The following is a 13816-nucleotide window of genomic DNA, read 5'->3' as shown; positions in this document are numbered from 1 at the left end:
AAAGCTCTATTTAAAATTATAAATGCATCTCATAACTAAAAGATTCGGGCTTTGCGTACACTGTGCATTGTGGCAGCGGCCTGGGGCCGCAGGAATTTGAACCTACACCCATCGTATGGGCACTAACAGTTAGTACAGTAGCAGTACTTTTGGGCAAGTCGATCTTATATTCAACGGGCTCCATTTCCTCGTCGCTGTGGGGTTGTGCCGAAACCTGTAACAGTTTGTCATCTTTTTTAATGGTTAGCGAGGCATTTTTCCCACTCAGTTTGGCCCAGCGAATATCTTCGTGATTACCATTTTCCATGGGTTTTTCATAAGGCGTAACCTGTTGGTTTACCGTACTCGAGTAAACTCCTATATCAAAACCACGCTTTCTGTCAACGTAATTCTCCATGGGGCCGCGACCGAAATAAGAGAACTGGTTAAGATCAGCTTTCAGGAACATACGTACGCCTAACCGTGCAAGCACCACTTTGGGATCACTAAAAGAAACATCATTATCGGCCTTTATAACTCCATTACCCAATATGGTATAGGTAACCTTATGATGCACAGTAAAACCCTGTTTGCCGGTACCGGTTAAATTGGCACTGATTACCACTTTGCCCGGGGCAGCTTGCACAGCGGTAACATCAGCGGCTACCCAGCTAAGGGTTTTGATGCCGGTTTTCTCCCAAATCTCATTGGCCCACATATCGTCGTTACGATGAGGAGCGCGCCATAAATGCAGCTTTGGACCGCCGTTATCTTCCAATACATTTTCGCCGTTCTTTTCCAATTTGGTGAATGTTCCGTTTTTTTTATCGAATTCAATTTTAAAATCGCGGCCTTTTACTTTTACTTCGTTCTTACCATCAGTTAGATCAAGTTTTTGCTGCGATGCGGGGTCAACCGTCAAAGCAGCGGGCATTACCGGCAGCTCCAGTTGCTGAGAAGCCACTTCAAAACCTTTTTTAGCCCACAATTTATCTGCGACAGAAGTAAACGAAATCCGGAGAAAATACTCCACACCAGCTTTAAGCTTGGGTTCTATTATTTTATATGGTATTTTAATGTCCTTTTCTTCGCCCGGATTAATTTTGCCAATGTTAAAATTACCTTTTGTAGTAACTACCCCATTTTCGCTTAACTGCCAGTTGCCGGTAAAACCGTCCAGGTTTATAAATTGGTACCGATTTTTTATTGTTACGGTACCATTTTTAAGATCTTTAGCTTGCACCGAAATCCATTGATAAGCATGCTTTAATTCAGGATAATGTGGTTTGAGTGATCTGTCAGACGCAACCACACCTTTATGTATAAAGTAGTGATCATTAGGATATTCGCCAAAACCACCGCCAAATGCTAATATAGGGTGTTTAGGGTTGCGCCTGTTCCATATACCCTGGTCCTGCCATTCCCATATTGCACCACCTAAAAGTGTTGGGTATTTATCAAACAGGTCGTTATATTCATCAACAGAGCCCATTGAATTAAACATAGCATGTGCGTATTCGCATAAATAAAACGGCTTGGTAAGTTTCTCATCTTTGGCATTCCTTTCCAACGATTCTAAATCCGTGTACATTTCACTATCAATATCAGCCGGATTTTTTTGGCCAATGCCAAAGCCCTGATAATGTGTGGGCCGTGTTGGGTCAATACTTTTAATTACATCTAATGCTGCCCTGAAATTTGACCCGCCGCTGCCGCATTCATTACCCAACGACCAGATGATAACCGAAGGATGATTCTTGAAATTCTGCACATTGGCTACATTGCGGTCAATGATGGCGTCCTTTATTCTTGGGTCTTCATTAAATTCATCCCAAGCTCCGTGGCTTTCCAGATTAGCCTCCGCAACCAGGTAAATGCCGTACTGATCACATAGTTCGTACCAGCGCGGATCGTCAGAATAATGGCATGTGCGCACATGGTTACAGTTAGCCTGTTTTATCAGTACTATGTCCCTTATCATCTGCTCTTCAGTAATAGCATGGCCAACTTCTGGCCAGTTCTCATGACGGTTTACTCCCTTTAATTTTACACGCACGCCATTTATAGTGAATATACGTCCTTTGATCTCAATGGTACGGAACCCGGTGCGTGATGATATGGTTTCAGTTGTATTACTCCCGTTTTTCAGGGTTAAAACCGTAGTATATAATTTTGGCGTTTCGGCGGTCCATTTTTGAGGGTTATTTACAGGGAAGCTTACTTTTACAGTTACCTCTTCACCGGGTTTTAATGATGGTACCCTGCCAGTGGTGCCTTTTACCACTGTGCTGCCATTATAAAGCGTAGCAATCAATTGGTTGGCTTTGGTAACACTGCTGCCATAGTTTTTCACTTTGGCGTTCACTTCAACAACGGCGTTTTTATATTGCTTATCCAGGTTGGTTTTCACAAAATAATCCCTGATGTGTTCCTGAGGCGCGCTCCAGAGCGTTACATTACGAAAGATCCCGCTTAAGCGCCACATATCCTGGTCTTCCAGGTAAGTGCCGGTAGTAAAGCGGTAAACCTCAACAGCAACCATGTTTTTGCCGGGTTGCACGTATTTAGTGATATCAAACTCGGCCGCGTTACGGCTGTTTACACTGTAGCCCACTTTTTTACCATTAACCCATATAAAAAAGCCAGCATCAACACCGTCAAAAGTGATAAATATCCTGCGGCCATTCCAATTAGCAGGTACATCAAAATTACGCCTGTAGCTGCCAACCGGATTACGTTCAGCATAAGCAGTAAACTTTTTGGGCGGCTCGCTCATTACCCGGGGAAAATCTTTCTTAAAAATATAGTTATAGTTACTGTAATAAGGTGTACCGTAACCCTCTATTTGCCAGTTTGATGGCACTTTAATATCTTTCCAGCCCGACACATCATAGCTGGTTTTATAAAAATCAACAGGCCGTTGCTGTGGCCATGACACCCAATTAAATTTCCATAAACCATTAAGGCTCCTGCTAAATGATGATGCACGCCTGTTAGCTTTAAGCGCTTCCTGCAAATTTGCATAGGGCATTAAAGACGCATGTGCTGGTTCTTTATTAATGCCGATATTTTTCGGGTCTTCAATTTCAGTGGGTACCGTGGCGCTGCCGCTAATTACCGTATCACGCGGTGTTATAGGGGTGCTTTTTGCCCGGACGGCAATAACGGTACTTAAAAAAGCAGTAAGGAGGAGCAGTTTTCTCATAGGTTCTGGTTATCAAACATCTGCAGGGCAGATTGCTAAAATGATTTACATGATTCAGAAGCGCTAATATATACTGTATAATCAACATTTAAAATAAATTATTGATTTAGTGAGATCAGTAGCTTGCGACCATTAAGCAAGGCTTAAAAAGTATCGGCTTTTACCCGGTACAGCTTAACAGTACGCAAAGTCCTCTAATAATAATAATAACAATTAATTGAGCGCTTTGCTGATAGCCTTTTCGGTAACATCCGCCATGATATGATAGCCCGCCGCATTGGGATGCACACCATCTACGGTAAGGTCGGCCTTTTGGCCGTTTCGCTCATCAGCAAAAGGCGTAAAATAATCAAGCAAGATCAGGTTATTAGCCACAACATAGGCTTTTATCAGTTTATTAAGCGCTATGATCTTATTGGCAGGTTCCAATCCTTTACGCCAGGGGTAATCATAAACTGGCAGGTAGGCACACAATATAACTTTGATATGATGCAGTTTGGCCAGTTCAACCATTGACTTGATATTATCCATGATACGCTCATTGGTGACATGACCGGTGTTCCCGGCTATATCATTGCTGCCAGCAAGTATGATCACCGCTTTAGGTTTCAGGTCAATCACGTCCTGTCTGAACCGGATAAGTAATTGTGGCGATATTTGTCCGCTTATGCCTCTGTTGAGATATGGCTTGCCTTCAAAAAACTCCGGGACAGTGGTTTTCCATCGCTCAAAAATAGAACTGCCTAAAAAAACCACCCGTTTTTCGCCTGGTTTGGGTGCCCCTATCTGTTTATTTTCGATAGCATAATGTGACAATGCAGCCCAATCGTCCTTAAAATCTTCTTTTGCTGTTACGGTAGATGACGGTTTATTTGCCACCGAATCTGCATTGCGCTGCTGTGCATATCCTGAAAGCCCTGTTAATAGTGCAGCGGTTAATAATATAATTGGTTTTATATTCATCTTTTTGTTTATCACCAAAAATAACTGTTATCGTTAAATAAATAATTTCCCAATCAATTGTTTTTAAGTTAATAATTTCTTTACAGCAGGAGGCTTAATTTGTGAAACTATATTCATAACCAAGTAGCCTCATGAAAAAATCTTTATTAATACTCTGCACCTTCACAGCAATTGTGATAACTGCCTGTAAAAAGGACGGGCAAGGAAACAACCCAACAACCTATCCGGATATGGCCGAGGCTACTGACCCAGCCATTTTAATGACCACATCTGACGGGGTGAAAGTTTATAACGGCGGCTTTGGCTCGGCGGTAGCTCCAGATCACTCCGACCCTAATGTTTTTTACCTGCTTACAGACCGTGGCCCTAACGCCGCAGGCTCTGATAATGACGCCATTATTTTTGGCAAAGCTGATTTTACTCCAGAAATAGGCAAGTTCAGGTTAAAGGATGGTAAACTGGTATTGGAACAAACCATCGAATTAAAAAACGCTTCAGGCCAAAAACTAAACGGCCTGCCTAACCCAGCGGGGCAGGGCGCTACGGGAGAAATAGCCTATGATCTGACTGGTAAACAAATTGCCCCCAGCGCTGACGGTATTGACTCAGAAGGGATGGTTTTAGCAGCCGACGGCTCATTCTGGATCAGCGACGAATATGGACCTCATATTGCACACTTTGATGCAACAGGCCGTACTATCGAGCGCATCAATCCATTTGGCTCGGGCACGGGCGGCCGTAAAATACCTTTGGTGTTTGCCAAACGCAAGCCAAACCGTGGTATGGAGGGACTGACCATTACTCCTGACGGAAAAACATTGGTAGGCATAATGCAATCGCCCATGTTTAACCCTACCAAAGCGGCAGTAAGCAATTCTGTTGTTCTGCGTATCCTTACTTTTGAGATAGCCACTGGTGCAACTAAACAATACGCTTATTTAATGGACAAGCCATCGCTTACCGGCGTAAGCGATATTGTAGCAGTTAACAGTACAACCTTTTTAACCATTGAGCGCGATGGATTATATGGCGGAGCGCCAACTAATCCTTCTGCATTTAAAAAAGTATTTAAAATTAGCCTTAACGGGGCTACAGACATATCAGACGCTACAAATGGCGCAAACGGTAAGCTTTACAATGGCAAAACCGTTGAGGAGCTAAATGACCTGGCCGGGCTTCAATCGGCTGGAATAGCCCCGGTTTCAAAAACCCTTGTTGTTGATCTTTTAAAAGACCTGCCAACAGTTTATCCGCATGATAAGGCAGAGGGACTGGCCTTGTTACCAGGCAATATACTGGTAGTTTCAAATGATGACGATTTTGGTGTAGTTGATAATGGAATGGGTGGGTTTTCAGCCAAAATACTACCGACAACAAATACAGTTGATCATAACAGCTTATACTTTATAAAAATAAAACTATAACAAATCAGGAAAACAACTGTTATTGTAAAAAGGTCGTCTTTATACGATGGCCTTTTCATCTAAGTTTTAAAAGCTATGCCAAATAAATAAACAAATAAAACCTGCGCAATACCCCATAATCCTATAAATAAATACCGTGTTTTAACGGATTGCGGGGACTTTTAACTCTTTATACATTTGCCGCAATGAACCCTAATAAAAAAAACAGGAAAAGGCCCCTGGCAATCCTGGAAGTCCCTCTTAAAACTTCCATTCTTTTTCTTATCCTTTTAGCAATAATACTTCAGCAGGAAACCCGGGATATAACAAACAACTTATCTCGTAACTATCATGAAGAATGGACTTTATTATCCAGTTTTAAGTCTTTCATTTCATTATTCAATAATATAGTATATTATTTTAAAGGAATTTATTAAAAAAACACATCTAAATATTTTAAGATACGTATAACAACTACCATATGTGGTGGTATGTTAACGGTTTGACTGACCTTATTAAAAAGAGACTTTCCTGATTGGGAAAGTCTCTTTTTATTTCAGCATAAGCGTAATTTATTGCCCTGTCATTATTCTGAAGGTTACCTTACCAATATTGTCCGGTTTACCCTTTAGTACAGGTGTTATACCGCTCTTTAATTTACCATTCGTCTTGCTTACCGAAATCTTACGGAAAGTGTAATTGCCTTTTTCATAATCGTATGTTTCGCCATCATCATCATATAACGAATAAGTACCTGGTTTATCGCCGTAATATCTTATTTCAATATTAACCTTTTGCCCGGCTTTGGGGGCGTGCAGCATTATTGGCATCATAGGTATAATACCCCCATCTTTTACATAAACAGGTATTTTATCCAAACCCGGCTCAACGCTGATCACTTCACCATTCCCCGCATACTTCCCGGTATAAAAATCAAACCATCTGCCTTTTGGTAATATCACTTTTCTGCTGGTTTGGCCTGCAAACATGGGCGCAACTAATAAAAATTCGCCAGCCATATACTGATCTTTAACTTCTTTGGTTATAGCTTCTTCATAAGGGTTCTCCTCCAGATTTAACTTTTTGTTCTCGGTTTTGGTTTCGCTTCCGGCAAAACCGTCTTCCAGATACATTGCCCTGAACGGCGGAATGCCTTCAAAATGGTATTTGGCAAACTCACTATACCAGTATGGCATCATTTGCATACGCAAATTGGCCATGGTTTTCACCTGTTCGGCAACTTCTGGAAATGACCATGGCTTGGTGCCGCTTGCCCATGCATTGATCATGGCCATCGGCGAGAATACATTTGACTGAAACCTGCGCAGCCATTCTTCGCCGGTTTTGGACGATCGTACTTCCGGCGTCCATAGCACACCCGCGAAACCGCTGTTTACCAACGCTGTTATAAAATCACGATGATCATAATAATCGTTATAGATCACATAGGGGAATGATGAGCCACCTCCGTTTGAGGCACGCACCAGCCCAAAAGTACGCTGGTTCCGCTGATGATAAATTTCACTGGTGTAACGCTGCATCATTAGTCCGTATGTTTGCCGCATTTGCTCGGCATCATGACCCGATGGAAAAACAGCTACATCAGGCCATAAATAGTTATCGCCGCCGTCAACCTCATCCATTTTATACCCGCTGATCCCAATATCTATTTTTCCCTTTTCCAGGTTGCCAAAAAATATCTTTCGGGCCGCGGGCATGCTGATGTCAGGCACAATACCATTCCAAACAGTATGGGAAGCGCTATAGGGTAAAATATCTTTATAAACAGGCGCCTCGGGCGATACATATGGATTGGTCCATAAATTGATCCTTACATTCTTTTTCAACATGCCTTGTACCATTGCTTCGGGATCGGGAAACCGGCTTTTGTCCCACTCAAAGGTGCATGGATATGATTTGCTTTGCCACCCGGGTTCCAGACCAATAAAATCCAGGGGGTAACCTTTTTCTTCAAACGCCTGTGCTTCGGCAGCAACGCCCTGCGCATCGGTTAAGCGTTGCATGCGTTGGGTAAAACCAAGGCCCCAGCGCGGTGGCAGGCAGCCGCCTCCATTTAACAAGTTATAACGCCGTATAGCATCAAGGGTGGTAGGGCCCGCAAATATATAGATCTCCGCACCTGCTGCGGGTACCAGCATCTCTACAGCATCAGAATATGGGTGGGAGCTCCATGTTTTATCCAAATTTCGGTCTTTTACCTCCGGAGGTACTTTACTGTCACGCCTTACTGCTGTACCCGCGTACACATTGATATATCTGGCCGAATTAATAAATACACCATAACCATTTGATGATACATAAAACGGCGTAGGCGCATGGGTACGGCCGTTATCTTTACCTGCATAATTGTCAACATGCAATGTGAGCACTTTTCCGCGCTGAAACACGGTCTGGAAATTTAAACCGAACCCAAACAATTGTTCTTTTTTTTGTAAGGGAAAACTAAGGTAAGTTTTACCATCCTGCACATGAGCGGTAATTTCTTCCTGCACTAAGGGGAAACCCACTTTAGGCATTTGCTGTAATCCTGCGTGATAAGGCTGTACCCCTGCTGCTTTTAGCAAATCAAACTCTTCGGGCTTCCCTATTACGCCTTTCCATATTCCGGGCTCTATTTCTGTCCAGTTTATAGATTGCGCGTTAAGCTTTGTGACAAAACTTAAAAACAAACAAAAAAGTAAAAAGTATTTTGAAACTCTCATTGTATTACTTGGGTATAATGGTATAGGTTTTTCCCTTTTGGGTAATAAAGTCAATTACATAACCTTTGTTAAAAGATATCTCGGTCAGCCCGGCATTATCGGCTTTTTGATAAACGGGTGTCACAGGCGGCGCGTTCAACGTATTTTTATTTACACCAACAGCAGTTCTGCTGCCCGCTTCCAGCACCTTTACAGGTATTGGTGTGCGTAACCTGCAATTACCTCCCATGTTTGACAGAATACGGGCTTTACTTAACTTCCCCTTTTTCCAGTCAATGGCCACCTCAAAATTTCCGCGCGCCTTAATTCCTTTAATATTGCCATCGGCCCAGGCATCGGGCAGGGCCGGTAACAATTCTATTTCGCCATTTTGGCTTTGCAGCAGCATTTCGGTCATGCCCGCCGTGCCTCCAAAATTGCCATCAATCTGAAAAGGGGGATGCGCGTCAAACAAATTAGGATAAGTGCCCCCGCCGCTCATCTGTTCTTTTTTCTGAAGCGGGTCCATATAGTTAAACGCTGCACCTAATATTTTATAAGCATGGTTGCCATCATGCATGCGCGACCACCAGTTTACCTTCCAGGCCATTGACCAACCTGTGCTTACATCTCCCCTGTATATCATTGACTGTTTTGCCGCGGCCGCCAACTCGGGGGTGTTGAATACAGAGATCTGTCTGCCCGGGAATAAACTGAACAAATGCGATATATGGCGATGTGTATCGGCCGGGTCATCCCAATCCTGAAACCACTCCTGTAGCTGGCCATGTTTACCAATATGAAAAGGGTAAAGTTTATCATAGGCGGCTTTTACTTTCGCGGCAAAAACTTTGTCGGTACCCAATACTTGTGCGCTGCTGATACAACTCTGAAATAACTCGCGGATGATGGACATATCCATGGTAGAAGCCATGCTCACCAGGTGCTCTTTACCATTGATCTTTATGGTATTCTCCGGTGATGTAGATGGATTGGTTACCAGGTATCCCGTTTTAGGATCTATCACCAGCCAGTGCAGCATAAATTGCGCAGCACCTTTCATAATAGGATAAGCGGTTTTGTTTAAAAATTCCTTATCACCGGTAAAAAGGTAATGATCATATAAATGAAGGCTCATCCAGGCACCACCCATCGGCCACGCCGACCATCTTACCGAGCTTTTAGGGTCATGATCAAAACCGCCAACTGTTGAAGTTTTGGCCCATATATCGCTATTGTGGTGTTCAACCCAGCCTTCGTCAATATTATAATTTTCCTTAGCTGTAATAGCACCATTTACGCGGAGTTGTTTCAAAAAATCAAACAAGGGCTGGTGACATTCTGAAAGGTTAGTATTTTCGGCCAGCCAGTAATTCATTTCTGTATTGATATTGGTGGTGTAATTACTGCCCCAGGGAGGTGATACCTGGTCGTTCCAGATACCCTGTAAATTGGCAGGCGCGCTGCCAGGCCTTGAGCTGGCTATCAACAAATAACGCCCGTACTGATAATACAGGGTTTGTAATTGTTTATCGGGATTGGTCACGCTGAAATTTCGGAGCCGTTCATCAGTAGGTTGCTTTATCATCCCGGCATCAACACCCAAATTAAGATCAACCCGTTTAAACAAACGCTGATAATCAACAATATGCCGTTGTTTAAGTTGTTCATATGTTTTTTTCGATGCGGCCAGCAGGCGGCTATCTGCTTCAACAGCCGGATCCTTACCTTGCAAACCCGGCGATTTATTAAATCCGTTAAAACTGGTGGTCTCAGTTAAGTAAATAGTTACCTCACTGGCACCTGTTACCTGCAATGCGTTATCACCCGTGGATAGCCGCCCACCTGTATTCTTTATTTTCAGATCAATCTGAAAATTCATACCCTCGCCTTTGGGCTCATCATAAATTACCTGCCGCGGTTCGTATTCACGATTGGCTACATAGCTTGGGGCTTTGCCTTTTAAAACCAATGCGTTGTTGCCATTATTTGCCACCTTAAAACGTAGCTTACTTTGCAAACGGACAGTAAAATTAATAGCATCTTTTTTATCGGCAGTAATGCGCATCACCATTACTTTATCAGGATAGCTGATAAATGTTTCGCGCAGGTAATGCACGCCACCGGCTTCAAACCTTACTGTTGAAACCGCATTATTTAAATTCAGGTCGCGGTAATAATGAGTGCTGTCTTTCAGGTTAAAGTTAAGGAGCAGGTCGCCCAGTGGCAGATACCTGGCAGTGTAGGGTCCTTGTAAATGCTTTTTCCATAAATCGGCAGCCTTGTCAAAATCGTTATCAAATATGGCTTTCCGTACCTGCGGTAAATATTCAGGGCCTTGAGGGTTATTTCCTGATTCAGGGAAACCCGACCAAAGATTATGATCATTAAGCTGATAGCGCTCATGGTTTACACCGCCAAATACCATGGCCCCGGTTGTGGCATTGCCTAAAGGCAGCGCCTCCTCCCAGGCCGCAGCAGGCTTTGTGTACCACAATTTTAAATAAGTATCATTATCAGGTGTCTGAGCAGCTGCAAGGCTTGTACCTACCACGCATGCCACAATAAGGCATTTTTTTAAGAAATGTATTTTATAAAATCCCATGCTATTTGGTAGTTATTAATTTATAAGCCATTACTTTATTACCCCAAAATGTAGGCACATATAAAATATGCTTTATGTTGTCATAGGCAAGGTCAGCGGTGTTCACTTTTTTCTCCTGGGTATCCAGCAGGGTTTCTATTTTACCGTCTGCAGTTACATAAAAAATATGACCTGCCCAGCAGGTGATTAAAAAATCGCCATTACCAACGGGCTCTAATCCATCACCTCCGCAACTGAGCATAGCTATTTGCGTTAAATTTCCGCGGCTGTCTGCCTTCATGAATTTTTGTCCGCCCAATATAAAAAGCTCATCGCCTACGGCTTTAAGGCCATTAACGCCGGCTACGTTTGTTAAAAACGTGCTTACCTTTCCATTTTCAATGCGATGTATTTTTTTTGTTTTACTGTCAGATACATACACTATCCCCTTGGCATCCACTGTAATATCATTCAGGGCCTTCGCGCTATCAACAGCGATCTTGCTTTTGATCTTACCCGTATTGATATCAATAACTGCAACCTCTGACAGATCAGCTGCATATAACTCATTGCCAAAGCGCCCGAGGCCTTTCGGTGCATTTAAACCTGTTGTAAAATCAAGATCGATGATCTTTCCGTCAACGGTAATTTTAGCGACACCGCCTTTACCATCAACTGCATTAGGGTTGCCATCAATTTCCGATACATATAGTATCCCTTTTTTAAAATCGGGCAAAACAGATTCGGGTACTCTTACTATGGTATCAGTTTCCCATAGTTTTTCCAGCTTGTGTGTTTGCGCCAAGCCGCTATAAATGGCAAATGACATTAAAACAGACAAGAAGTGTTTTGAAAATTTGTTCATACTGGTAAAATTTTATATGAGCACATTATTTATAACATCATCGGCTGTGTGCTACCATCGTTTATTTTGTATTTAGTTATTTTGCTGCCTTCAGCAATAGTAATAAGCAGCTTGCCTTTGCTTTGACGTGATATTTTAAGATCAAAAATGTGCCCGAATGAATGGATATTATTCAAAGCCATCTGATCCCATCCGTTTGGTAAGCGGGGCGTACAATCAAAGCTTTTAAAACCGGTTGGGCGCATGCCAAACAGTCCCTCGGTAAATATCCTGCAATAAAGGCCGCTTTCGGCCGACAGGTGCCGTTGGTTTCCTTCGGGATAAGCCTCAACGGGATAAGGTACATGCTCTCCCAGGAGCCTCCTGCGCGAATAATAGCGCAGGTAGTCTAATGCTTTCCCGGTTTCACCTGCCTGCAATACACCACGAAGAGCATACAGGGTTGATCGGTCCCAGAAGGTTTCTTTACCCGCTTGAGTCGCTAATCCATCAGCCGTCCATAATTTGGGTGAAAACAGTGCATTAATAGTCCCTTCGCTCCTGTCGAAAATGCCCATGGCAAGCGGCAGGCAGATCCAGGCACGCAATACATCATTGGTTTCATAATACTTGTAAGTGTTAAAACCGTCGATGGTTGCTCCAAAATATTTTTCAATATTGCTTTTAAGTTCAGCCGCCTGTTTTAAATACCCGTCGGTTAGTGCTTTGGGCTGATGCAGTTGCTTGCCGAGATAAGCCGCGGATATAAGCGCATCATAATACAAACTGTTAGTGGAAAGATTGGCTTTACCCGACGGGAACCGCCCTTCCAGTTCATCATGATCTGAATTAACCACACCTTGATCATTCAATTTACGGTGACTATATTCAAGGCACCAGGTTATCAGCGGCCATAGTTTTTTTGCCGAATCGGGCTGACCATAGGCCAATGCATAGCGGGAGGCGCCGTAAGCTATCATGGCCTGGTCGCCCCGATCGCCGGCACCTTTCCAAACGGCATCGCCTTCGGCTACTATGGAGCTGGGTATGGGCTTATACTCCGGATTCATATATCTGGCAAACAAGCGATAACAGTTCATAGCCGAAAGATTGCCTATGCTATCGCCTGAAAATGCAAAGAACGGACTTATATATTCGGCCTGGTCATTAGCCCATATAGCAGCATAATAAGCCAAACCGCCGGGACCATGCAGGTAGCCAACCTTTGTTTTATAGATACTCTCCGTTCCCCTGATCTTGGCGAAAGCGAATGCGGTATTTAACAAAGTATCCGGTGTTTTTAATTGAAGCGGTGTTAAAATAATATTTATGCGCTTTTCTCGGGCTTTTTCCTCAGCATCGGCATTAATGGTAAAAGGCTGGTCCGGAAAATCTGTTGCCCTGTAGTAGACTGCGAAAGTTGCCTCACCACCCGGCTGCACTGTTTGGCTGCCATCATTTACAGATCCCATAATAACGCTATGCGGCCCGCCTTTGCTTTTTAAGCTATCCGTCCTCACCTCGCGTTTCAGGTATTCCATAGAAATGATGGCAGGTTTATCGGTGATATTCCTGAATACAAATTTTTCAATGGCCATAGGCTTGTCAACCGACGGAAAAATGCTCCGTTCAATTTTAACCACCGCCGGGTTACCTGCTGTGGCATCTATCCGCATAATGCCTTTATGACTGATGCTTTTGATGTTATAGGAAAGATCACCAGATTTTTTTCCGGCAGCCAGGTCAGTTTTTAGCCGACGGTTATTGACGAAAAACCGTGGCAGCTCATTATCCTGAAAAGTATAATCAATATGGCTGCGGGTACCATCGGGCAGCATCCTGAAAGTAGGAAATACCACCGTTCGTGAAACAGTGGAACTCCCGGCGCTATCTAATCCATATAGCACCCAAACCGATACTTTTTCGCCCGACATCTCGATATGATCTGTGTGGGGAAGCCTTCCATTTATGATCCATTTAATGCTTCCATCAGGCTGAATGGCCCAGCGGTTTGTTTGCGCGGGTAAGGCATCCTGCTGGGCATACACCATGCTCGGTAACAAAAAAACCAGGAAGCCTAAAAATATTTTGTATGTATTTGTCTTCATGCTATCGCTAATTATCAATTTATCGCCG

The 13816-nt window shown here is 43.3% G+C and carries 7 protein-coding genes; 1 reads left to right on the top strand and 6 read right to left on the bottom strand.

Features of this window, described 5'->3' with window-relative positions; genetic code table 11:
- Nucleotides 1-16: 16 nt before the first annotated feature.
- Complete coding sequence (locus tag J2W55_RS04890) at nt 17-3184, bottom strand: glycoside hydrolase family 2 TIM barrel-domain containing protein (protein WP_310092590.1); 3168 nt, start codon at nt 3182-3184, stop codon at nt 17-19.
- Nucleotides 3185-3397: 213 nt separating this feature from the next.
- Nucleotides 3398-4147 carry an SGNH/GDSL hydrolase family protein gene (locus J2W55_RS04885; RefSeq protein WP_310092588.1) on the bottom strand — a complete coding sequence of 250 codons (750 nt, stop codon included), beginning with the start codon at nt 4145-4147 and terminating at the stop codon, nt 3398-3400.
- A gap of 131 nt (nt 4148-4278) precedes the next feature.
- On the opposite strand from J2W55_RS04885, the gene J2W55_RS04880 reads away from it, so the two are divergent.
- Nucleotides 4279-5571: an esterase-like activity of phytase family protein gene (locus J2W55_RS04880; protein ID WP_310092586.1), complete on the top strand. Its 1293-nt coding sequence runs from the start codon at nt 4279-4281 to the stop codon at nt 5569-5571.
- A 551-nt stretch (nt 5572-6122) separates the two neighbouring features.
- Here J2W55_RS04880 and J2W55_RS04875 read toward each other — a convergent pair.
- Genes J2W55_RS04875 through J2W55_RS04860 form a run of 4 tightly spaced genes read right to left on the bottom strand, consistent with a single transcriptional unit; the run spans nt 6123 to nt 13788 of the window.
- Nucleotides 6123-8273: a glycoside hydrolase family 31 protein gene (locus J2W55_RS04875; protein ID WP_310092582.1), complete on the bottom strand. Its 2151-nt coding sequence runs from the start codon at nt 8271-8273 to the stop codon at nt 6123-6125.
- A 4-nt stretch (nt 8274-8277) separates the two neighbouring features.
- Nucleotides 8278-10857 carry a glycoside hydrolase family 95 protein gene (locus tag J2W55_RS04870; protein ID WP_310092580.1) on the bottom strand — a complete coding sequence of 860 codons (2580 nt, stop codon included), beginning with the start codon at nt 10855-10857 and terminating at the stop codon, nt 8278-8280.
- Between the two features lies 1 nt (nt 10858).
- Complete coding sequence (locus tag J2W55_RS04865) at nt 10859-11701, bottom strand: SMP-30/gluconolactonase/LRE family protein (protein ID WP_310092578.1); 843 nt, start codon at nt 11699-11701, stop codon at nt 10859-10861.
- 29 nt (nt 11702-11730) lie between these two features.
- On the bottom strand, nt 11731-13788 hold the full coding sequence (locus J2W55_RS04860; protein WP_310092576.1) for a hypothetical protein: 2058 nt from the start codon (nt 13786-13788) through the stop codon (nt 11731-11733).
- Between the last annotated feature and the right edge of the window lie 28 nt (nt 13789-13816).

The sequence above is a fragment of the Mucilaginibacter pocheonensis genome (assembly GCF_031456535.1).
GTDB lineage: Bacteria > Bacteroidota > Bacteroidia > Sphingobacteriales > Sphingobacteriaceae > Mucilaginibacter > Mucilaginibacter pocheonensis.
This window is presented reverse-complemented; position numbering and strand designations above follow the sequence as displayed.

What these genes read in the sequence shown, in the direction of transcription:
- J2W55_RS04885 (WP_310092588.1), bottom strand. Translation starts at nt 4,147, where the DNA reads ATGAATATAAAACCAATTATATTATTAACCGCTGCACTATTAACAGGG.
- J2W55_RS04870 (WP_310092580.1), bottom strand. Translation starts at nt 10,857, where the DNA reads ATGGGATTTTATAAAATACATTTCTTAAAAAAATGCCTTATTGTGGCA.
- J2W55_RS04880 (WP_310092586.1), top strand. Translation starts at nt 4,279, where the DNA reads ATGAAAAAATCTTTATTAATACTCTGCACCTTCACAGCAATTGTGATA.
- J2W55_RS04865 (WP_310092578.1), bottom strand. Translation starts at nt 11,701, where the DNA reads ATGAACAAATTTTCAAAACACTTCTTGTCTGTTTTAATGTCATTTGCC.
- J2W55_RS04860 (WP_310092576.1), bottom strand. Translation starts at nt 13,788, where the DNA reads ATGAAGACAAATACATACAAAATATTTTTAGGCTTCCTGGTTTTTTTG.
- J2W55_RS04890 (WP_310092590.1), bottom strand. Translation starts at nt 3,184, where the DNA reads ATGAGAAAACTGCTCCTCCTTACTGCTTTTTTAAGTACCGTTATTGCC.
- J2W55_RS04875 (WP_310092582.1), bottom strand. Translation starts at nt 8,273, where the DNA reads ATGAGAGTTTCAAAATACTTTTTACTTTTTTGTTTGTTTTTAAGTTTT.